We start from the raw sequence: 20,963 nt of genomic DNA, 5'->3' as shown, positions 1-20,963 counted from the left end.
TCCATGGCTGTGGCGGTTTTAACGGTATTGTTCGGAGCGATTATAGCCTTTGAAGTGCCCAAGTTAATAAAAGAAAAAATGTGGCGTGAGCTTGCTGTTTTTAGTGTGATGATCCTATTGGCGGTGGTGTTGAGCTTCGGGTTAATTTTGGATCTGCTGCTGATTAACCCGGTGAGCGCATTAGAGGCTGTTTTTACGCCTATTACCCAATATTTGGATGGACTGCTGACCTGACAATATTTATTAGGTATTCTTTTCACAACACTACTTTTCAGAGGCACGGTTTACGATTATAATAGTTATAGCAGATAGTAAACTTGAAAATTCCATCCAAACAATGAATTTTTAGGCATAGAAAGAAGGTGACCTAGCTGAAAGCACTGAAAATACCGGAAGCCACAGTTACCCGCCTGTCTGTGTACTCAAGATTTTTGAAACAGCTGGACAAAAAAGGTGTCACTACGGTATCTTCGGGCGAAATAGCCGAAGGAGTTGGCGTCAGCCCTGCGCAGGTGCGCAAGGATTTGGCTTACTTTGGTGAGTTCGGCACCAGGGGGGTAGGTTATAACGTAAAGGATCTCATTCGCTATACCGTGAAGATACTGGGATTAACCGAGGCGTGGAACTTGGTGCTGGTGGGTGCCGGTAACATGGGCTCGGCCCTGGTTACTTATAAAGAGTTTAGAGATCGCGGTTTTAATATAGTGGCGGTATTTGACAATGACCTGACCAAAATAGGTAAAACAATTGCCGATTTGGAGGTAATGCCTCTGGAAAGAATGCCGGAGGTAATTAAGGAGTATAATGTGCGCATTGGTATGATTGCGGTGCCATCTAAAGCGGCCCAGGAAGTGGCCAATCTATTTGTGGAAAACGGCTTAGAAGCAATTTTAAACTTTGCGCCCATTACTCTCAATGTACCGGATCATATTGAAATACGCAATGTAGACCTGTCGGTGAAATTGGAAATTTTAACCTTTAACTTAACCATGAAAAAGCAGCTGTCTTAAGTAAGGTATAGCTTTGGCATTAGCCGCCGGACGGAAGGTGTTGTTTTGGAAATAACGGGGTGAACTATTTTTCGTTCACCCCGTTATAAATGTAGAAACAGGGAAAATAATAAGTTTAGTATAAAGTTTGTGTTAATAAAAGATATAACTTGTCTGAAGTTGGCGGGAATGATAAACTGAAAAGAAAGTAATTATTTGGAGGTATTTATGGCCAGAGTATTAGGTGGGGCACGCAGTGCCTGGCTTTTGTTTTTGCTATTGCTGGCCGGCGGAGTGGCCGGAAGTGCGGTGGGTGCCGCGTTATCTCCCATGTTCCCGGTGCTGAGAAATTTTTTTAATATCGGTTTGGCGACCACCAGTTTAAATTTGAATTTTTTTAGTGTTAGTTTTGGTTTTCACTTGGCGGTGGGGCCTTTTACCGCTCTGGGGTTATTTTTGGGTTATATAGCTTACCGTAAATTATAGGAGGAATATTTTCGGTGCTCATTCTAGCTTCTTCATCACCAAGACGCCGGGAACTGCTGCAGAGCCTGGGGCTTAAATTTAGAGTACAGGTTAAGCCTGTGGCGGAAGATTTTCCACCGGGTATGGAACCCGGTGCAGCGGTGGAATTATTGTCCCAGCGAAAAGCCAGGGCGGTGGCCGCTGAAACCGAAGAGGGATTGGTAATAGGTGCGGATACCGTTGTTGTTTATAATAACAAGATACTGGGAAAACCTGCCAGCGAGCGGCAGGCCAAAGAAATGCTGACTGTGCTGCAGGGTACCAGCCATTACGTCTACAGCGGGGTTGCGGTTGTTGACGCCCGGAGCGGAAAAACCGCTGTTACCCACCAGTGCACCAAAGTTAGTTTTAAGCCCATGACTGAAGAGGAAATTGATAATTACGTGTCTACCGGTGAACCGATGGATAAGGCCGGGGCCTATGCGGCGCAGGGTATCGCTGCCGTGTTTATTGCCGGAATAGAAGGCTGCTACTTTAATGTGGTGGGGCTGCCAATAGAGCGGCTGGCATACCTATTAAAAAAATTTGATTATGATGTATTGAATGAGGTAATCCGCTGAAGGTGTTAATGGTGCAGGCATTGTCCCTGTGATTTTCATTTGGGTTAGGTGTCATAATATTGTACAAGCACACCGGCTTCCTTGTATTCCTAACCTAATTTGACGGGTTGGGGGGCGGTATTTTGCGTTATTTAACCTTAAAGGAGCTGCCGAAAGAACTGCGTCCCCGGGAGCGGCTGCTGGCCCGGGGTGCTGCTGCGCTTTCTAATATTGAGCTTTTGGCAATACTGCTGCGCACCGGTACAAACAAGACTTCAGCGGTGGATCTGGCCGGGCGGCTGTTTGCAGAGTTTAAGGATTTAACGGGGCTAATGGAGGCCGCGGTGGAGGAACTGGCTTCCATAAAAGGGGTCGGTCCGGTGAAAGCGGTGCAAATTAAGGCCGCTTTGGAGCTGGGTAAGCGGTTGGCTTTCTCACCCGCGGCCAAGCGGGTTGCCATCCGGTCACCGGATGATGCGGCAGCACTGGTAATGGAAGATATGCGCCGCCTGGATAGGGAGCATTTCTGCGCGCTGCTTTTAAATACCAAAAATCAAGTATTATCTGTGGAAACAATCAGTGTGGGAACCCTTAATTCATCGGTGGTACACCCGAGGGAGCTGTTTAAGGCGGCAATAAAAAAGAGTTCTGCTGCCGTGATACTGCTGCACAATCATCCCAGCGGCGATCCCGCACCCAGCCGGGAAGATATCGCCATTACCAAGCGGATTGTTAAAAGCGGAGAAATTTTAGGTATATCTGTCTTAGATCATTTGATAATTGGAGATAATAGGTTTATTAGTTTGAAGTCTGAAGGTGTTATTTAACTTACAATTTACTACGGAAGGAGCCAGATAATGCGATTCGGGCTGTTTTCCAAAGATATGGGTATTGACTTAGGTACTGCTAACTCTTTGGTATATGTAAAAGGTAAAGGTATAGTATTAAGGGAACCATCGGTGGTGGCTATTCAAAGCGAAACCAATCAGGTGCTGGCTGTGGGGGAAGAAGCCAAGCAGATGATCGGCCGTACCCCGGGCAACATTGTGGCCATCAGACCGATGCGGGACGGTGTCATTGCCGATTTTGACACCACCCAAAATATGATTAAATACTTTATTAATAAAGCTCTCAAAAGCCGTGCCTTTTTAGTAAAACCCAGGGTGGTGGTCAGTGTACCCTCGGGGGTTACTGCGGTGGAGGAACGGGCGGTGCGGGAAGCGGCACTGCAGGCCGGGGCCAGGGAAGCATATTTAATAGAAGAGCCCATGGCTGCTGCCATTGGTGCCGGTTTGCCGGTGCATGAACCCACCGGCAATATGATTGTTGACATCGGCGGCGGCACCACAGAGGTGGCTGTAATTTCCCTGGGCGGTATAGTTACCAGCCGGTCTATCAGGGTTGCCGGTGACGAGATGGACGACGCCATCATTCAGCATGTGAAGCGTACTTATAATTTAATGATCGGCGAGCGCACCGCTGAAGAAGTAAAGATCAGCATCGGCACGGCATATCCTTTGAAAAAGACCGAAACCCAGGAAGTGCGCGGCCGGGATTTAGTAAGCGGTCTGCCGAAAACGGTAACCATTACTGCCGAAGAAATTTACAAGGCTTTATCGGAGCCTGTAACCAGCATATTGGAAGCCATTAAAGTTACCTTGGAGAAAACACCGCCGGAATTATCCGCCGATATTATGGATCGCGGCATTATGCTGGCCGGCGGCGGTTCGCTGCTGCGTGGGTTGGATCGTTTAATAAGCGAGCAGACGGGCATGCCGGTTCACCTGGCGGAAGAACCGCTGCTGGCGGTGGCTTACGGTGCCGGTAGAGTGCTGGAAAACATTGAGATACTGCGCCGGGTGTTGATTCAGCCCAAAAAGCTGGCATAGTGAAGGTGTGTTTTAATTGTCCCGCAGCAATTACAAAAAGATATTTTTGTTAACCGTGCTGGTGTTGATAACGCTGTTGGCAGTAAGGATGACCTCCTTAAAACGGGAGGAACTTACCCCGTTGGAAACAGCGGTTAAAGATAGTTTGGCCCCTGTGCAGGAGGTAACCATTGGTTTTGCCCGGGGACTGCATGATATGCTTTCTTCTGCTGCCAATTTAGGTCACCTGGCTGAAGAAAATAAAAAGCTGAAACAGGAAGTAAGAGAGCTTAAAAGCCGCCTTGACCGGGTAGAAGAATATAAAGTACAAAACCGCCGCTTGAAAGAAATGCTGCAGTACCGGGAATTTACCGTGGATAAATATAAGCTGATGACCGCCGCCGTCATTGGCCGGGATCCCGGGAACTGGTTCGGTACAATTACAGTTAACCGGGGAGCGAACGATGGTGTGGATAAAGATATGGCTGTGATTGTGCCCGGGGGGCTGGTGGGCCGGGTGGTGGCGGTATCCAAACACACGGCGGAGGTGCTGTTGATTACCGACCCCAGGAGCGGTGTGGCTGCGGTGGTGCAGCAGAGTCAGGAACCGGGAGTGGTGGAAGGTGTGGCCAACAGCACCGGGATGGTGCGCATGATTCACCTGCGAAGGGATGCCCCCGTAAAACCGGGGCAGGTGGTGGTAAGCTCCGGTGTGGGCGGAATTTACCCCAGCGGTGTAAGAATAGGGAAAATTATCAGTACCGAGAATGATCCCGGGGGGTTGTTCCAAACCGCTGCGGTGGAACCCTTTGTTGACCTGCGGGTATTAAGAGAAGTGTTTATAGTTACTGCTGTGTATACTCCCGAAGTAAATCTCCCATTGGAGGGTAATGAATAAATTGCGTGCCTGTTTATTATTTTTAATTTTAGGGGTGGCCCTGGTTTTGCAGGCCACCGTCTTTGATTTTGTCAGTATATTGGGGGTAAAACCGGATTTGGTTTTACTGGTGGTAATATTTTACGGCTTTATTCACGGCCAGCGTGAGGGGGCCTATTTGGGTTTTTTGGGCGGTTTGATGACTGACTTTTTAACCGGCCATTACATAGGTCTCAACGCGCTGTCAAAAATGGCAGCCGGGTACCTGGCGGGTATGGGACAAACCAAATTATATAAGGAGAATATTTTTATTGCCACCATTGTATCTTTGGCCGGTACGGTGGTTGGTCAAACAATCTATTATTTGCTGCTGCTGGTTACCGGGATAAAGGTTTCCCTTTATAATGGTTTTTTCCATGTCATTTTACCGGTGGCCCTGTATAATGGCCTGTTAACTCCCTTACTGTACGGCCGTTTTTACCGTTCCAGTACCCGTGGACTTTTAAAAATGCCTGAAGTATAAGAAAGGGTAATTGTTTATGGAACGAAAAGTGGTGAAGAAAAAAGCCCGGGTGTTGGCTGTGATGGTGGTGCTGGTATTTGCTGTACTGGTGGGCCGCCTGGCATACCTGCAGTTTTTCCAGGCGGAGAAATATACCACTTTAGCCAGGCAGAACCATATGCGATTAATTCCCATACCGGCACCCAGGGGTGAAATGTATGCCCGGGACGGAAAAACGAAAATTGTGGGCAATAAACCTGTGTACACAGTTTCACTGGTATATCTGGGCTTAAAAAATACTCCCCAGGTGGCCCAGCGGTTGGCGGAAATATTGAGTATTGATGCTGATGAGATAATGCAAAAATTAGATGCACAAAAGCTGCGGCTGTATCAACCGGTTAAAATTGCGGCCAATGTGCCGTTGGAAACGGTGCTGGAGATTGAACAGCACCGCTTGGAACTGCCCGGTGTGGTTATAGATATTGAGCCGGTGCGGGATTATCCCCTGGGCGGCATAGCGGCTCATGTGGTTGGTTATGTAAGGCAGATTAGCGAACAGGAATTAGAAGAAAGAAAGGATAAGGGCTACCGCCCCGGCGATGAGATCGGTAAACTGGGGCTGGAACGTAAATATGAAGATTATCTTCGCGGTACGGCGGGGGCGCGGCAGGTAGAAGTGGATGCCCAGGGACGACCGGTGCGGGACCTGGGAATATCAAAGCCGGTTCCCGGGAACGGTCTTATTTTAACCATCGACCATAAAGTGCAGAAGGCCGCCGATGAAGCGCTGGCCAGACAGATTAAATACCTGCAGGAAAACACCAAACATAAAGACGCCAAGGCGGGGGCCGTGGTGGCGGTGGACGTGCACAGCGGGGAGATTTTGGCCTTGGCCAGTTATCCCACTTATGACCCCAGGGTGTTTACAAAATTTCTGCCGGAGGAAACATGGCGTGAATTGGTTGAAAAGCAGGCCTTTACCAACCGGGCTTTAAGTGCCTATCCACCCGGTTCAACTTTTAAAATGGTGGTGGGCATTGCCGGGTTGGAAACCGGTATTATCGACCCGGACAAAAAGATGTTTGACCCCGGTTACTTTATGGCCGGTACGCGTATTAATGACTGGAAGCCGGGCGGCCACGGGTATGTTGATTTACGCAAAGCCATTCAGATTTCCTGCAACACTTACTTTGGCACCTACGCGCTGGAAATTGGAATAGATAAAATAGCTGAATATGCCGGGCAGTTCGGCCTGGGTTCGGTGCTGGGGATAGATCTATATCCCGGGGAAGAAGAGGGGATTTTGCCCACCCCGGAGTCTAAATATCAATTATGGAAACAAAACCTGAGCTCGGAGCAGAGGAAACAGCTGGAAGAGATAGAAGCTAAATATAAAGAGCTGATCGAAAATGCTGCCGGTGAAAAGGAACGGCAGCGGTTAAGAAGACAGCTGCGCCGTGAACGGCAGAGGATAAACTGGAACCTGGTATGGTATGATTACGATACCGGTAACACCTCCCTGGGCCAGGGTGATAGTAAGTACACCCCTCTTCAGCTGGCCTGTTACACCGCTGCCATTGCCAACGGGGGAACGTTATATAAGCCGCACCTGGTAAAAGAAATTATCGATCACAGGCACCGTACGGTAAAGAAATTTTCACCGGAAGTAATTCGCAAAATAGATGTGGCGCCGGAGAACCTAGCTGTAATCAGGGAAGGGATGAAATTGGTAGCCCAGCCCGGGGGCACTGCTTATTACCAAATGAAGGATTTGCCGGTGGCGGTGGGGGCTAAAACGGGAACGGCCGAAGTTTTTGGTGAAGACAACCATGCGTTAATAGTAGCCTTTGCCCCGGCAGATGATCCGCAAATCGCTGTGGCGGCAATAATACAGCACGGCGGGCATGGTGGTACCGGCGCCGGGCCGGTGGTGCACGATGTGCTGGCTGCTTACTTTGGAGGAGAGCTGGTTGATGGAAAATGGGTCTTTCCATCTGAATAAATGCCATTTTGTCTAAAAAATAAGGATTATTGCAAAATAACGGGGTAAAAACTCCGTTATTTTTCTATTATTTAGCAGGATTTGGTTTCTACGCGTAGAACTGTATATTCAGTTAAAGTACAGGAGGTTTTGGTGTTGTACGGGGGTAATAAAGGCTTTAATCAGCAGGAAGAACGGTTTGCAGCTGAATTGGAAGCCCTGTTTGACGAAAACACCATCCTGGTGCAGCGGACGCTGCGTTCCGGTCAGAGCATTTCCTATGACGGTAATATAGCGGTGCTGGGTGACGTCAACCCGGGTGCAGAACTGGTAGCCACCGGGGATGTTATTGTAATGGGTTCTTTAAGGGGGGTTGTACATGCCGGTGCTGCCGGTAATGTACGGTCGGTAGTGGTGGCTTTCAAGCTGCTGCCCACACAGCTGCGCATTGCCAATCACATTACCCGGGCACCGGACGAGGAAGCTGCTGTTTCCATGTCCCCGGAAATAGCGAGTATAAAAAATGGTGTGGTAACTATAGAAGCTTTTAATTCGGAATGGCAAGGCAGATAATTCTCTTTTTGACCCATGAGAATTGCAATACGTAAGGAGGAACAGCATTATGGGTGAAGTAATTGTAGTAACCTCCGGCAAGGGAGGGGTGGGTAAAACCACCACTACTGCAAATATCGGCACCGGTTTGGCGGCACTGGGTCACAAGGTAGTGCTGGTGGATGCCGATATCGGTTTAAGAAACCTGGACGTGGTACTGGGGTTGGAAAACCGTATTGTTTATGACATTGTGGATGCCACCAGCGGCAGCTGCCGTTTGCGCCAGGCCATAATTAAGGATAAAAGATTGGAAGGGCTTCATCTGCTGCCCGCAGCGCAGACCAAGGATAAAACGGCGGTAACTCCCGAACAGATGAAGGAGCTGTGTGCGGAGTTAAAGAAAGAATTTGAATATGTAATAGTTGACTGCCCGGCTGGTATAGAGCAGGGATTTAAGAACGCCATTGCCGGGGCGGAAAAAGCGATAGTGGTTACCACCCCGGAAGTTTCTGCGGTTCGTGATGCCGACCGGATCATCGGGTTGTTAGAAGCAGCGGAGCTTAAGGAACCGAAATTGATTATCAACCGCCTGCGGGCCCGCATGGTTAAGGCCGGTGATATGATGAGTATAGATGATATGATTGACATACTGGCCATTGACCTTTTGGGGGTGGTTCCGGAGGATGATCAGGTGGTTATCAGTACCAACAAGGGTGAACCTGTGGCGCTGGACGAAAAATCCCTTTCGGGCCAGGCTTATCGCAACATAGTGAAGCGGATAAGAGGGGAAGAAGTGCCGTTGATGGATCTGGAATCCGAAAGCGGGTTCTTTAAGGCTTTACGTCGTCTTATTGGCCTGAAGTAAAGGGGGGAATTTGAATTTTGTTAGACTTTATAAGTCGCATGTTTAGTAAGGAGAATACCAGCAAGAATGTGGCCAAGGAGCGCCTGCGCCTGGTATTGGTTCACGATCGTGCCAACATTTCACCCCAGTTGCTTCATTCTTTAAAGGCAGATTTGATTGCAGTAATTTCAAAGTACATGGAAATAGATGAAGATGCCTTAGAGGTTAATTTAAGCAGCAAAGATACCCAGGTGGCGTTGGTGGCCAACATACCGGTTAAAAAAATGAAACGTGCGGTTGGAGATTAATTGCTTTAAAAAGAGCCTGCCAGGGCTCTTTTTTTTTATAATTTAATTTGCATTTCACATCAACCATAATATAGGATATAATCTGGTTGTATGGATTAATAAACTTATCTGGAGGCACATATGTTATTTCGCAGGATATGGCGCAGGCTGGATTATGTGCTGTTGTGCACCGTGCTGCTGGTGATTGCTTTCAGCCTTATTACCATTGCCAGTGCCACCCATATTACCACCCCCAAAAATGTGGGAGAAGAAAGCCAGCTGCTTTTTGGAATTTTAAATTTAGATGCCATGAGCTTTGTAATAAAGCAGCTGATTTGGACGCTGATGGGCTTAATAATAATGCTGGCGGTAATATTTTTTAGTTATGAAGACTGGCCCAAGTATGCCCGGGCCCTGTATATTTTTAATGTCTTAATGCTGATGGCGGTGATATTTATCGGGAAAACTGCTTTGGGAGCCCAGCGCTGGATTGCTGTGGGGCCTTTCGTGCTGCAGCCGTCAGAGTTTGCTAAAATAATAATTATTGTTACCTTTGCCAACTTTTTGGCCAACCGGGAGGGAAAGTTAAACACCATTAAAGATTTTATTCCCGCCTTTGCTTTTATCGGTTTTCCGATGCTGTTAATACTGATGCAGCCCGATTTGGGCACCTCACTGGTGTTTATGGCCATTATGTTTGGCATGATGTTTATGGCCGGTGCCAATCCCAAGCTGCTGGGGGGAATTATTGGCGGTGGGGGGTTGGTGGGATTTGGCTGGCTGTATGCTTATTTTAAAAATCCCGGTAAGGTGTGGATACCCCTGCACGATTACCAGGTGGACAGGCTTACCATTTTTATGGACCCGTACCGTGACCCGCTGGGAGACGGTTATCACATTATCCAATCCCAAATTGCCATTGGTTCCGGCGGGCTGTTTGGTAAAGGCATATTTAACGGCAGCCAAAACCAGCTGAACTTTTTACCGGAGCAGCACACCGACTTTATTTTTTCAGTGGTGGGGGAAGAATTTGGCTTTGTGGGTACGGTGCTGGTGTTGGCATTGTTTTTTATTATCGTCTATCGCGGCATATTTATAGCTTCCCAGGCTAAGGACACCTTTGGTACACTTTTGGCCGCCGGGGTAGTATCTATGATGGTGTTTCATATTTTAGTCAATGTGGGCATGACGGTGGGAATAATGCCGGTAACCGGGCTGCCGCTGCCGTTTTTCAGCTATGGAGGCAGCTCGATGATTACAAATATGATTGCCATCGGCATACTGCAGAATGTTTACTCCCGGCGGAAAAAACTGGTGTTTTAGGTAGGGTAAGCGGGGTCGGCTGTTACAGCGCCGGCCCCGTTTGTTTTTTATACGGCGGGCCCCCTTTTCTTTAAAGCGCTGCCTGTCATATTTGACGGGCCGGAAAAATATACTGTACTGACAAGCTGTCCACAGCTGAAAACCTAAGTTGGGGGGAGATAAATTGAAATTTAAACTGCCTAAACTGCCGAATTTTAAATTGAAAAGCAGCAGCAAACTAGGGGATTATTCCTACAACTATTCCGGTTATAATCCCGATGATTGGGAATCTTACTACACTTCCAGGGGTAAGAAAAGTTTTAACAAAAAAGGGAAGAGCAGGTTTTGGCCCACCTTTTACCGCGTGGTGGTGGCGCTGGCCATTTTTCTGGTGGTGCTGACCCTGCGTGAAACCACTCACCCCGTGGGGGTGCGGGCCAGGGAAGAACTTAAATACCTGTTGACCACCGACTGGAATTTTCAACCGGCCCTGGATAAAGCGGTGCAGCTGGGCTTACAGGTTGTGAATATGGAAATGCCCTTTCATAATGAATTTTCCGGTGCCAGCCCGGCATTATCTTCCAAAATCAGCAGCCAGTACGCGCTGCCCGTCTCCGGCCGGGTGCTGAAAAAATACGGCTGGGTAAAGGACCCCGGTATGGGGCTGGAACGTTTTAATTCCGGAATATACATTGCTTGTTCCCCCGGCAGTAATGTAAAAGCATCCCGCAGCGGTAAGGTGGCCCGGGTGGGTACAGATCAAACCCTGGGCACTTTCGTACTGCTGGATCACGGCGGTGGGGACTTCACCTTATATGCCGGGTTGGGTAATGTAAATGTGAAAGAAAATCAGCAGGTAGAAAAAGAAATGATTATCGGTACTGTGGGCAGCGGTGCCGGTCTGCATTTTGAAATACGGGAAAACAATGAACTGGTGGATCCGTTAACTAAGTTACAGGGGCTGGCCCATTGAGGGGTGAAAAAGAAACATGAAGATCGGGCGGGTATACGGCATAGACATGTATGTCAACGGCTGGTTTTTGTTTCAATTAAGCCTCTTTTTTGTTGCCGGCATTCTGGACAAGGGCTTGATACTGTTTGGAGTGGTACTGGTACATGAAATTGCCCATACCATTGTGGCCATGCGCCTGGGTGTGCGGGTGTTGGAAGTGGAACTGCTGCCCTTTGGTGGAGTGGCCAGGTTGGGCAGTGAGCTGGCTTTGAATACCCAAAAAGAGATGGCGGTGGCGGTGGCCGGCCCCTTTTCCAACCTGGCTTTAATTGCCCTGGCCCTGGGATTCCGCAATTACGGGCTGTGGAATGAAGAACTGGGGCCTTTTTTTTTACAGTGCAATATGATGCTGGCCGGCTTTAACCTGCTGCCGGCCTTACCCCTGGACGGCGGGCGGGTGGTGAGGGCCTATTTAGCCCGGTGGATGGGGTTGAAAGAAGCCACTTATTTGTGCAGCGGTATGGGGCAGGCCTGGGCGGTATTGATTACTTCATTGGCTGTTATGGGACTGCTGCTGGGGATCAGCGGCCTGGATATTCTTATTCTCGGGTTGTTTATTTTTTATGCCGCCACCCGTGAAAAGAGTGCGGCTCCCTATCTTTTTGTACGCCAGCTCACAGAAAAGAAGCGCCAGCTGGCTGAAGCCGGGGTAATGCCGGCGGAAACGGTGGTATCCCTGGCGGAAGTGCCGCTGAGGGAAGTAATTAAACCCTTCGTACCCCGGAAATTTCATTTTGTAGTGGTGCTGGGCAGCGATATGCGCTACTTAACTTTAATCAGCGAAATAGAAGTGGTGGATGCCCTGCTCACTCACGGGATGGATTATCCGGTGGGGCAGGTGAAGGGAAAGTAAAACCTCTGCCGCTTGTGCCCCTTCAAAGGGTGAGGGGAGTAAAGTTTTTTAAAAGGGATTTGATATTTTATGGTAGAATGTTTAATGTTGGTAACGTATTAATTGGGCAATACTAATTATATAAAAGATTGAGATAGAATGAAAAGCAGGTGGCTTTTGTGCCGGTGAGCCCGGCAAACCGGGGGCCGCGCATGAATTGCGGCACCGGTATTTGAGCCGGGGAAGGTATGCCGGGCCGGTGTACCGGACCGGGCGGCTGGGTGTTAGTTCAGCCTGCGGCACGAAATTAGTGAGCAGCGTGCAGATGCTGCCGGCTTAGTGAGGGTAGAAGCTGTAATGGCAGGGAGGAAGTTTATATGCGGCAAAAACTGGAGAAACTACTGTTTCAGGTACAAAAACCTGCCCGTTATACCGGTGGGGAGTGGAATTCTGTAAAAAAGGACTGGGATGCGGTGAAGGTACGCATGGCCTTTGCCTTCCCGGATGTCTATGAAGTGGGAATGTCCTACCTGGGTTTGCAGATATTATACCACCTGGTTAACCAGCGTGAAGACGCGCTGATGGAACGCACCTTTGCTCCGTGGACTGATATGGAAGACTTGATGAGGAAGGAACAGGTTCCCCTGTTTACGCTGGAATCACACCGCCCGGTGCGGGATTTTGATATTCTGGCTTTTACTCTGCAGTATGAAATGACCTTTACCAATATTTTAAATATGCTTAACCTGGCCGGGCTGCCTTTAAAGAGTGCCCACAGGGATAAAAATATGCCCCTGGTTATTGCCGGCGGTCCCTGTGCCTTTAACCCTGAACCGCTGGCTGACTTTATCGATCTTTTTGTGCTCGGTGAAGGTGAAGAAGTACTGCATGAACTAATTGATGCCTATATAGAAGCGCGGGATAATAATTTAAGCCGGGAGCAGTTACTGCACAAACTGGCCGGTATTAAAGGCATATACGTTCCATCGTTTTATGAGGTGGAGTACCACACTGGCGGGAAAGTTAAGTCCGTTACCCCCAAGTACTCGGGAGTGCCGGCGGTGGTGAATAAGCGGCTGCTTAAAGATGTAAACGATGCTCCCTTTCCCACCCACCCCATTGTTCCTTCCATAGAGGCGGTGCATGACCGGGTGATGCTGGAAGTACAGCGGGGCTGTACCAGGGGCTGCCGTTTTTGCCAGGCCGGGGTGTTATACCGCCCGGTGCGGGAAAAAAATCCCCGCACCCTCTTGGAACAGGCTAAAAAAATAGTGGCCAACACCGGTTATAATGAAATTTCCCTTACATCCCTGTCCACCGCTGACTATTCCGGGGTGCGCCCGTTAATAACGGCGCTGTTGGACGAGCACTCAAGTAAGGGAGTTAATGTTTCGCTGCCCTCCCTGCGGGTGGATGCCTTTTCCGTTGATATGGCCAAGGAAGTGCAGCGGGTGCGGCGGACCACTTTGACCTTTGCCCCGGAGGCCGGCACCCAAAGACTGAGGGATGTCATCAATAAAGGAGTAACCGAGGAAAATTTACTTGATGCCGTGACCGCTGCTTTCGGTGCCGGGTGGCACGCTATAAAACTGTATTTCATGATTGGTCTGCCCACCGAAACGTACGAGGATTTAGACGGCATTGCCCGCCTGGCTAAAGCTGTGGTGAGGGCGGGATTAAGCCAAGGGGTTTCGCGCAGACGCTTGAAAGTTACTGTCAGCGCATCATCCTTTGTACCCAAATCTCATACTGCTTTTCAATGGGAACCCCAGGACAGCTTGGATGAGTTGAGAAATAAACAATTATACCTGAAGGGAAAACTAAAGGATAAATTTATCGCCTTTAATTACCATGATTCCCGCACCAGTTTTTTAGAAGCGGTACTGGCCAGGGGTGATCGCAGGTTAGGGCCTGTACTGCAGCGGGCTTTTCAGTTGGGCTGCCGGTTTGACAGCTGGGACGAGTGTTTTGAATATGAAAAGTGGCTTAAGGCCTTTGATGATGTGGGCTTAGACCCCAAATGGTACGCTTACCAGCGCTATGATTATGATGATGTGCTGCCCTGGGATCATTTAAATGCCGGGGTGAGCAAGCGTTATTTAGCGCGGGAACATAAAAAAGCCATCAAGGGACAGGTTACCGCTGACTGTCGAAGCGGCCGGTGTCCGGGCTGCGGCTTGTGTCCCAGTTTAGATGTTAAGCCGCTGCTGCTGGGGGGGGAAGAATATGCCCAAGTATAAAATAATGTTTGCCAAGACAGGGATGTCCCGTTTTATTTCACACCTGGATTTGTCCCGTTTGTTTGAAAGAGCCTTTCGCAGGGCGGGTCTGCCGATGGCCTTTTCCAAGGGGTTTAATCCCCATCCCAAAATGAGCATTGCGGCACCCCTGGCAGTGGGGATAGCGGGAGAACGGGAACTGTTGGAAATTGAGCTCACTGAAGAAATAAACAGCGGTGAAATTGCCCGCCGGTTAAACGAAAAACTGCCCGAGGGGGTAAAGGTGCTGGCGGTGCAGAGGGCGGGGGAACAGAAAAAGTCCCTAATGGCCCTGGTGGAGCGGGCTGCTTACCGCATTGAATGCACTGCGGCCGAAAGTGTTGATCAGCAGGAGATCGATCAGGTAATTGGCAGCCTGTTAAATTGTTCTTCCATCATTGTGCAGCGGAAGGTAAAGAATAAAATAAAAGAAACTGACATCCGGCCGGGAATATGGGCTTTGGAAGGACGGGTTGATAATGGGAATATAATTATAGAGGCTGAACTGAGTACCGGAAATAAAGGTACCGTTCGTCCCGAAGAACTGATAAAGGAGTTAGAAAAGGCAGGGTTACCGATCAATTGCGCCTGCTGCCGCATTTACCGGACCGGTTTGTACGGTGACGGGGGAGAGGGAATAAAAGAACTGTGGCAGGCGTGATAATAAAGGGGATCAGGCCTGAGAGTGAGTTTTACCTCAGGAGATGATATTTTATGTACAAAGAAATAGTTGTTAATGTGCGGGAGGAAGAAAGCAGAGTTGCGGTTTTGGAAGACCGGCAGCTGGTGGAAATATATATTGAACGGGGGCAGAACCAGCGTTTGGTGGGCAATATTTATAAAGGACGGGTGGAAAATGTACTTCCCGGCATGCAGGCAGCCTTTGTAAATATCGGCTTAGAAAAGAATGCCTTTCTTTATGTGGAGGATGCCGTTAATACCCGGGGAGAGCTGCAGCACGGTTCAGAGAGGCCCAATATCAATGATGTTTTAAAACAGGGACAGGAAATTAATGTGCAGATTATTAAGGAACCAATTGGCAGCAAAGGCCCCCGGGTGACCACCAATATCACCCTGCCCGGCCGGTATATTGTATTAATGCCCACGGTGGACTACATAGGAATTTCCCGGCGCATAGAGAGTGAAGAAGAACGGGAAAGATTGAAAGAAATGGCAGCAAAACTGAAACCCGAGGGAATGGGGGTTATTGTTCGTACCGTTGCGGAGGGAATGCAGGAGGATGAAATTAAAAAGGACATTCAGCTGCTGACAAAACTGTGGTATAAAATTCAAAACAAAGCCAACAACGGGCCCGTTCCCAATTTGCTGCACCGGGATTTGGAACTGATACAAAGGGTGCTGCGGGATGTTTTCAGCGAAGATGTTGATAAACTGGTTATTGATTCCCGGGAGGAATACCAAAAGGTATTGGAACTGCTGGATATTATTGATCCGAAATTAAAGACAAAGGTTTGCTATGACCACCGGCAGAATATTTTTGAAGAGCTGGGAATCGAAACGGAACTGCAGAAGGCATTGAGAAGGCAAGTGTGGTTAAAATGCGGTGCTTACCTGGTTATAGACCAGGCAGAGGCACTGACGGCGATAGATGTGAACACGGGTAAATTTGTGGGCAGCACTGATTTGGAGGACACTGTATTAAAAACCAACTTGGATGCGGCGGTGGAAATAGCCCGGCAGCTGAGGCTGAGAAATATTGGCGGTATTGTAGTTGTAGATTTTATTGACATGGCGAAGGAAGAACACCGCCGGCAGGTTCTGCAAACGCTGGAGGAAGAGATTAAGAAGGATAAAACCAAAGTGAATATTTTAGGTATTACCCAGCTGGGTTTGGTGGAAATGACCCGTAAAAAGGTGCGCCCCAGCTTGAGTGAGGTAGTTCAAAAACCCTGTCCCTACTGTGAGGGCAGGGGCAGGGTGCTGTCGGAGGAGTCGGTGGGTATCCGGGTAAAAAGCGAAATCTTACAAATGGCCAAACTAACCGGTGCCGAAGCCATTTTAGTGGAAGCCAACCCGCTGGTGGCGGCCCGCCTTATTGGCAGCGGCGGTGCCGGGCTGAGGGAATTAGAGTATCAAATCGGAAAGCACTTATACATCCGCGGCTGTGCCAACCATCACATTGAGCAGGTAACAGTTAAACCCCTGCACAACCGGAAAGAAATTGAAGACAGCCCCCTGCCGGTGAAGCAGGGGGAAATACTGGAGGTGCAGGTTGAAGAACCCCATGCTGTCAACAGCAGCGACGGTATAGCCAGGCTGGATGGCTATATTTTGGATATAGAAGGGGCGGGGGCAATGGCCGGTAAAACGGTGTCGGTGGAAGTAAAGAATGTGTACCGGACCTATGCTAAAGCGAAGCTGCTGTAGCGGTTCTGCCGGCGCCAACGGGAGCAGCTGTGGGCAGGAGAGAGCGCGCCTTTATAACTTTTTCAAAGTATAGGCAGAGCTTTTCTTGACAATTACAGTGGGTTTGATAAAATATTGAACTGTAAGTGCTTATTTCGTCACCGCACGGGAGGGGTTTGGAAATGGCGCTGCCTACCCACTGCCCGGCGAGTCCTTTTAAGGGGAGGTGCAGGTTAGTGTACGCAATCATTGAAACCGGCGGCAAGCAGTACAAGGTGCAGGAAGGAGACACCTTGTTTGTGGAGAAGCTGGATTTGGAAGAGGGTCAAACATTTGATATTGACCGCGTTATGATGGTGCAGAAAGACGGTAAAGTTAAAGTGGGTACCCCCACCGTTGACGGTGCTAAAGTTACCGTTAAGGTAGTGCGTCACGGCAGGGGCCGCAAAATTATTGTTTTTAAATATAAGCCGAAAAAGAATTACCGTCGTAAGCAGGGTCACCGTCAGCCCTTTACCGAAATTGTAGTGGAAAAAATTCATGCTTAATACTTAATCGAACAGCAGGCCTCATGTAACGAAGGAGGTGGGGTTTTTATGGCTCATAAAAAAGGAGTAGGTAGTTCGCGTAACGGCCGGGATTCAGAAGCCAAACGGCTGGGTGTCAAGCGCGGCGACGGGCAGTTTGTTACTGCCGGGAGTATTCTTGTTCGCCAGCGGGGCACAAAAATTCACCCGGGTGTTAACGTAGGCAGGGGTGGAGATGATACCCTGTTTGCCAAAGTAGACGGTGTTGTTAAATTTGAACGCAAAGGTAGAAATAAAAAGCAGGTTAGCGTTATTCAACGTGATCGAGCTGTGGCTCAGTAAATATAAAGCCGACCTTAAAAGTGGTCGGTTTTTCTTTTTCCGGAAAGCTGAAAGGAAAAAATGTGCAGCGGGTCGAAGTATCACCCTTAGGTGATTATTTTAACGTGAAAGGGTGTTGCTGGTGAAGTTGCCCGAATTATTAGAAGTTATTCAAGTACAGAGGCATGACTTTTTAAACCACCTGCAGGTAATTTCCGGTCTGCTGCAGTTGAATAGAGGGGAGCGGGTGAAGGATTATATTGATCAAATCACCCGTGAGATGGCTCCTTTAAGTGCTGTTACCAGGCTTAAAGTCCCGGAATTGAAAGCGGTACTGCTGATTGCCGTTCATAAGGCTAAAAAACACCAGATAGATTTTGTTTATAACATCGACACCCACCTGGATGACTTTGCCGTACCGGGGGCGGTCTTGGCGGAAGCGGTGGAAGAATGTATTAACGCTGCCGTGGAGAGGCTTTCACCGGCTCATATCGAGGACAGGCGCCTGCTGTTTGCGCTGACGGAACGGGAAAATGAATTTGTTTTTAAGTTCCGGCTGCCGGGCCTGTCCCCCGGTGTGCTGGCCGGATTGGAAGACAAGTTAAGGTACAGCCGGGATTTATCAGAGCGGGATATTCATGCCGGGGTAGCGGCTGCATCGAACGGAACAGAAATCTACTTGACAGTACCAAGATAAGTCTATATTTTGTTTTATAGTACATAATATAACTGGGTGATGCTATGTTTTATGACAAGGCAAAAGTGTATGTGAAGGGCGGCGATGGCGGCAACGGATGTGTGGCCATGCGCCGGGAAAAATATGTGCCCGAGGGAGGCCCCTGGGGTGGAGACGGAGGTCGTGGGGGCAGTGTTATTTTTGTAGGGGATGAGGGGCTTAACACCCTGGCAGACTTTAGATATAAGCGGCACTATAAAGCCAAGCGCGGCCAGCACGGCATGGGCAAGGGCATGCACGGGCATTCCGGCGAGGACCTGAGGGTAAAAGTACCGGTGGGCACCATTATACGGGATGCGGAAACCGGTGAATTTATTGCCGATATAGTGGAGCACGGCCAGGAAGTGGTGGTGGCCAGGGGAGGCCGGGGAGGCCGCGGTAATATGCGCTTTGCCACCGCCAAAAATAAGGCTCCCACCATTGCAGAAAAGGGTGAGCCGGCGGAGGAACGCTGGCTGAGTATGGAGTTGAAATTGATAGCCGATGTGGGCCTGGTTGGATTTCCCAACGCCGGTAAATCCACCATTATATCCAGGGTTTCCGCCGCCAAGCCCAAGATTGCGGACTACCCTTTCACTACTTTGGTTCCTAATTTAGGTGTTGTAAGGGTATCTGAAGGGGAAAGTTTTGTGATGGCCGATATTCCCGGCCTAATTGAGGGGGCCCATGCGGGTGTCGGCCTGGGGCATGAGTTTTTACGGCACGTGGAACGCACCAGGCTGCTGGTGCATGTGCTGGATACCGCCGGAACGGAAGGCCGTGATCCGTTAAAAGATTTTTACGTAATTAACGGGGAACTGCAGAAATATAACCAGCAGCTGGCCCAGAGGCCCATGGTGATTGCGGCCAACAAAATGGACCTTCCCCAGGCGGAGGAAAACTTAAAAAGAATTAAACAGGAATTGGGAGAAAAATACGAGATATATCCTGTGTCGGCGGCAACCGGGGATGGTTTGGATAAATTAACCTACAGAATTGCCGGGCTGTTGAAAGAAATTCCCAAAGGGGTTCCGGCGCTGGGGGAAGAAGAAAGAAAGATTACCTACAAACCGGAACCGAGATTTACCCTGCATAAAGAGGATGGGGTTTTTGTGATCGGCGGCAGGGAGATTGAACGCCACCTGGCCATGACCGATTTAAACAATGAGCAGGCGGTGGAGCGCTTGGGCAGAATAATGGATAAAATGGGTATATATAAGGCGCTGGAAGAAGCAGGGGCTAAAGAGGGAGATACTGTGCGAATTTGCGATTTTGAATTTGAATATGTTTATTAGCATACCGGTAAGGGCTCGTTAAATGGGCCCGTTTTTCATTCCGGAACTTTAAACTATTTAATAAATATTCTATTTATTGTATAATATCTAATTAACCAAAAACAGGAAAACTGATGGTGATAATATGACAGGTACAGTGAGAATAGGTGTGCGGGATTTTAAAAATGTTCGGAGAGTGGTTATAAAAATTGGTTCCAGTTCTCTAACCTATTCCAGCGGTAAGCTTAATTTAACCCAAATAGAACTGCTGGTACGTCAAATGGCTGATCTGCACAATCAAGGTAAAGAAGTTATTTTAGTCACTTCCGGTGCGGTGGGAGCCGGAATGGGTAAACTGGGGCTGGGAAAACGCCCCCGCACCATTCCGGAAAAGCAGGCGGTGGCTGCCGTGGGCCAGGGAGTGCTGCTGCATATGTATGAAAAATTCTTTTTGGAATACGGGGTAACGGTGGCCCAGGTGCTGCTCACCCGTGGTGATTTTGCGGACAGGAGAAGGTTTTTAAATGCCCGTAATGCATTGGAAAAGCTGCTGCAGATGAAAGTTATTCCGGTGATTAATGAAAATGACACCGTTTCGGTGGATGAACTTAAATTGGGCGACAACGATTCTCTTTCCGCCCTGGTGGCGGCACTGGTAGATGCTGACCTGCTGGTGATACTGTCTGATATAGAAGGTTTGTACGACCAGGATCCCAGGAACAGTCCCCGGGCCAAACTGCTGCATGAGGTGTTTGATGTCACCGGTGAATTGGAAGCAGCGGCCGGGGGGGCCGGAAGCGATGTGGGAACCGGTGGTATGGTCACCAAGCTGCAGGCGGCTAAGGTGGCCGGGGAGACCGGGGTGCCGGTGGTAATTGCCAGGGCGGCTGAAAAGAATGTCCTCTGCCGGGTGATAAAGGGAGAGGTTTTGGGTACGGTATTTTGGCCCCGGGGCTGCAGATTGGAGTATAAAAAACGGTGGATTGCCTTTGCCAATACAGTGGCCGGAAAAATATTTATTGACAACGGGGCCAAAAATGCGCTGATAAAGCACGGTAAATCACTGCTGCCTTCAGGAATAACTGCTGTAGAAGGGTGTTTTGATATTGGCAACACTGTCAGCATAATCGATGCCGGCGGGGTGGAAATCGGCCGGGGACTGGTTAATTTTAATTCTTCCGAGGTGCGGAAGATAATGGGTAAACGCACCACAGAGATCGAGAAAATACTGGGACACAAGGATTACGATGAAGTGGTGCACCGCAATAACCTGGTACTGCTGGGATCAACATGCTGGTGAACTACCCCTCCCTTCGCTCCGCTCAGGAAGGGGCTTCCTGGACGAAACGAATTCGTAGGTTTCCTGCTTCATCGTAACCCTGACGGGTTAG

General features: G+C 49.0%; 24 protein-coding genes. All 24 read left to right on the top strand.

The annotated features are described in order from the left end of the window. Window positions 1-3 precede the first annotated feature (3 nt). The 24 genes from JOC37_RS04470 (at window position 4) to proB (ending at window position 20,872) form a co-directional block, all read left to right on the top strand. Entirely contained in the window at window positions 4-234 is a 231-nt protein-coding gene (locus JOC37_RS04470) for a hypothetical protein (RefSeq protein ID WP_204616554.1), read from the top strand. 137 nt (window positions 235-371) lie between these two features. After that, window positions 372-1,010, top strand: a complete 639-nt coding sequence (locus JOC37_RS04465; RefSeq protein ID WP_204616716.1) for a redox-sensing transcriptional repressor Rex — start codon at window positions 372-374, stop codon at window positions 1,008-1,010. 207 nt (window positions 1,011-1,217) lie between these two features. Further along, complete coding sequence (locus tag JOC37_RS04460; protein ID WP_204616552.1) at window positions 1,218-1,475, top strand: DUF4321 domain-containing protein; 258 nt, start codon at window positions 1,218-1,220, stop codon at window positions 1,473-1,475. A 14-nt stretch (window positions 1,476-1,489) separates the two neighbouring features. Continuing rightward, window positions 1,490-2,074: a Maf family protein gene (locus tag JOC37_RS04455; RefSeq protein ID WP_420797275.1), complete on the top strand. Its 585-nt coding sequence runs from the start codon at window positions 1,490-1,492 to the stop codon at window positions 2,072-2,074. A 122-nt stretch (window positions 2,075-2,196) separates the two neighbouring features. Beyond that, the gene (radC, locus tag JOC37_RS04450; protein WP_204616550.1) at window positions 2,197-2,880 is read left to right on the top strand and encodes a RadC family protein; all 684 of its coding nucleotides are present in this window, start codon (window positions 2,197-2,199) and stop codon (window positions 2,878-2,880) included. Window positions 2,881-2,910: 30 nt separating this feature from the next. Next, window positions 2,911-3,942: a rod shape-determining protein gene (locus JOC37_RS04445; protein WP_204616548.1), complete on the top strand. Its 1,032-nt coding sequence runs from the start codon at window positions 2,911-2,913 to the stop codon at window positions 3,940-3,942. Window positions 3,943-3,958: 16 nt separating this feature from the next. Next, window positions 3,959-4,819 carry a rod shape-determining protein MreC gene (gene mreC, locus JOC37_RS04440; protein ID WP_204616546.1) on the top strand — a complete coding sequence of 287 codons (861 nt, stop codon included), beginning with the start codon at window positions 3,959-3,961 and terminating at the stop codon, window positions 4,817-4,819. Continuing rightward, window positions 4,812-5,321: a rod shape-determining protein MreD gene (gene mreD / locus JOC37_RS04435; RefSeq protein WP_238480753.1), complete on the top strand. Its 510-nt coding sequence runs from the start codon at window positions 4,812-4,814 to the stop codon at window positions 5,319-5,321. The genes mreC and mreD overlap by 8 nt, the downstream gene beginning before the upstream one ends. 16 nt (window positions 5,322-5,337) lie before the next feature. Then, entirely contained in the window at window positions 5,338-7,302 is a 1,965-nt protein-coding gene (gene mrdA, locus JOC37_RS04430; RefSeq protein ID WP_204616544.1) for a penicillin-binding protein 2, read from the top strand. Between the two features lie 135 nt (window positions 7,303-7,437). Further along, on the top strand, window positions 7,438-7,854 hold the full coding sequence (minC, locus tag JOC37_RS04425; protein ID WP_238480752.1) for a septum site-determining protein MinC: 417 nt from the start codon (window positions 7,438-7,440) through the stop codon (window positions 7,852-7,854). Between the two features lie 49 nt (window positions 7,855-7,903). Next, entirely contained in the window at window positions 7,904-8,698 is a 795-nt protein-coding gene (gene minD, locus JOC37_RS04420) for a septum site-determining protein MinD (protein WP_204616536.1), read from the top strand. 17 nt (window positions 8,699-8,715) lie between these two features. Further along, window positions 8,716-8,985 carry a cell division topological specificity factor MinE gene (gene minE / locus JOC37_RS04415; RefSeq protein WP_204616535.1) on the top strand — a complete coding sequence of 90 codons (270 nt, stop codon included), beginning with the start codon at window positions 8,716-8,718 and terminating at the stop codon, window positions 8,983-8,985. A 120-nt stretch (window positions 8,986-9,105) separates the two neighbouring features. Continuing rightward, window positions 9,106-10,287 carry a rod shape-determining protein RodA gene (gene rodA, locus JOC37_RS04410; RefSeq protein ID WP_204616534.1) on the top strand — a complete coding sequence of 394 codons (1,182 nt, stop codon included), beginning with the start codon at window positions 9,106-9,108 and terminating at the stop codon, window positions 10,285-10,287. A gap of 163 nt (window positions 10,288-10,450) precedes the next feature. After that, window positions 10,451-11,239, top strand: coding sequence for a murein hydrolase activator EnvC family protein (locus tag JOC37_RS04405; protein ID WP_204616533.1), 789 nt, complete (start codon window positions 10,451-10,453; stop codon window positions 11,237-11,239). Window positions 11,240-11,255: 16 nt separating this feature from the next. Beyond that, window positions 11,256-12,131: a M50 family metallopeptidase gene (locus tag JOC37_RS04400; protein ID WP_204616532.1), complete on the top strand. Its 876-nt coding sequence runs from the start codon at window positions 11,256-11,258 to the stop codon at window positions 12,129-12,131. Window positions 12,132-12,327: 196 nt separating this feature from the next. Continuing rightward, window positions 12,328-12,450: a hypothetical protein gene (locus tag JOC37_RS13435; protein ID WP_274380917.1), complete on the top strand. Its 123-nt coding sequence runs from the start codon at window positions 12,328-12,330 to the stop codon at window positions 12,448-12,450. A gap of 37 nt (window positions 12,451-12,487) precedes the next feature. Continuing rightward, window positions 12,488-14,350 carry a TIGR03960 family B12-binding radical SAM protein gene (locus JOC37_RS04395; protein WP_204616530.1) on the top strand — a complete coding sequence of 621 codons (1,863 nt, stop codon included), beginning with the start codon at window positions 12,488-12,490 and terminating at the stop codon, window positions 14,348-14,350. After that, window positions 14,337-15,029, top strand: coding sequence for a TIGR03936 family radical SAM-associated protein (locus tag JOC37_RS04390; protein ID WP_204616528.1), 693 nt, complete (start codon window positions 14,337-14,339; stop codon window positions 15,027-15,029). The genes JOC37_RS04395 and JOC37_RS04390 overlap by 14 nt, the downstream gene beginning before the upstream one ends. Window positions 15,030-15,082: 53 nt before the next feature. After that, complete coding sequence (locus JOC37_RS04385) at window positions 15,083-16,756, top strand: Rne/Rng family ribonuclease (RefSeq protein WP_204616527.1); 1,674 nt, start codon at window positions 15,083-15,085, stop codon at window positions 16,754-16,756. Between the two features lie 215 nt (window positions 16,757-16,971). Beyond that, window positions 16,972-17,283, top strand: a complete 312-nt coding sequence (gene rplU, locus JOC37_RS04380) for a 50S ribosomal protein L21 (protein WP_204616525.1) — start codon at window positions 16,972-16,974, stop codon at window positions 17,281-17,283. 48 nt (window positions 17,284-17,331) lie between these two features. Next, window positions 17,332-17,604, top strand: coding sequence for a 50S ribosomal protein L27 (gene rpmA / locus JOC37_RS04375; RefSeq protein WP_204616518.1), 273 nt, complete (start codon window positions 17,332-17,334; stop codon window positions 17,602-17,604). A 121-nt stretch (window positions 17,605-17,725) separates the two neighbouring features. Next, complete coding sequence (locus JOC37_RS04370) at window positions 17,726-18,280, top strand: Spo0B domain-containing protein (RefSeq protein ID WP_204616516.1); 555 nt, start codon at window positions 17,726-17,728, stop codon at window positions 18,278-18,280. 44 nt (window positions 18,281-18,324) lie between these two features. Then, window positions 18,325-19,593, top strand: a complete 1,269-nt coding sequence (gene obgE, locus JOC37_RS04365) for a GTPase ObgE (protein ID WP_204616514.1) — start codon at window positions 18,325-18,327, stop codon at window positions 19,591-19,593. 124 nt (window positions 19,594-19,717) lie between these two features. Beyond that, the gene (proB, locus tag JOC37_RS04360; RefSeq protein ID WP_204616512.1) at window positions 19,718-20,872 is read left to right on the top strand and encodes a glutamate 5-kinase; all 1,155 of its coding nucleotides are present in this window, start codon (window positions 19,718-19,720) and stop codon (window positions 20,870-20,872) included. Window positions 20,873-20,963 lie beyond the last annotated feature (91 nt).

The sequence above is a fragment of the Desulforadius tongensis genome (genome assembly GCF_016907915.1).
GTDB lineage: Bacteria > Bacillota > Desulfotomaculia > Desulfotomaculales > Desulfohalotomaculaceae > Desulforadius > Desulforadius tongensis.
Note: the sequence above shows the minus strand (reverse complement) of the source record. Positions and strands in the feature narration are given on the sequence as shown.

Bases quoted from the DNA above. Each gene is read 5' to 3' on its own strand.
- JOC37_RS04470 (WP_204616554.1), top strand. From the start codon at position 4: ATGGCTGTGGCGGTTTTAACGGTATTGTTCGGAGCGATTATAGCCTTT.
- JOC37_RS04460 (WP_204616552.1), top strand. From the start codon at position 1,218: ATGGCCAGAGTATTAGGTGGGGCACGCAGTGCCTGGCTTTTGTTTTTG.
- JOC37_RS04445 (WP_204616548.1), top strand. From the start codon at position 2,911: ATGCGATTCGGGCTGTTTTCCAAAGATATGGGTATTGACTTAGGTACT.
- mreD (WP_238480753.1), top strand. From the start codon at position 4,812: ATGAATAAATTGCGTGCCTGTTTATTATTTTTAATTTTAGGGGTGGCC.
- mrdA (WP_204616544.1), top strand. From the start codon at position 5,338: ATGGAACGAAAAGTGGTGAAGAAAAAAGCCCGGGTGTTGGCTGTGATG.
- minD (WP_204616536.1), top strand. From the start codon at position 7,904: ATGGGTGAAGTAATTGTAGTAACCTCCGGCAAGGGAGGGGTGGGTAAA.
- rodA (WP_204616534.1), top strand. From the start codon at position 9,106: ATGTTATTTCGCAGGATATGGCGCAGGCTGGATTATGTGCTGTTGTGC.
- JOC37_RS04400 (WP_204616532.1), top strand. From the start codon at position 11,256: ATGAAGATCGGGCGGGTATACGGCATAGACATGTATGTCAACGGCTGG.
- JOC37_RS04395 (WP_204616530.1), top strand. From the start codon at position 12,488: ATGCGGCAAAAACTGGAGAAACTACTGTTTCAGGTACAAAAACCTGCC.
- JOC37_RS04390 (WP_204616528.1), top strand. From the start codon at position 14,337: ATGCCCAAGTATAAAATAATGTTTGCCAAGACAGGGATGTCCCGTTTT.
- JOC37_RS04385 (WP_204616527.1), top strand. From the start codon at position 15,083: ATGTACAAAGAAATAGTTGTTAATGTGCGGGAGGAAGAAAGCAGAGTT.
- rpmA (WP_204616518.1), top strand. From the start codon at position 17,332: ATGGCTCATAAAAAAGGAGTAGGTAGTTCGCGTAACGGCCGGGATTCA.
- obgE (WP_204616514.1), top strand. From the start codon at position 18,325: ATGTTTTATGACAAGGCAAAAGTGTATGTGAAGGGCGGCGATGGCGGC.
- proB (WP_204616512.1), top strand. From the start codon at position 19,718: ATGACAGGTACAGTGAGAATAGGTGTGCGGGATTTTAAAAATGTTCGG.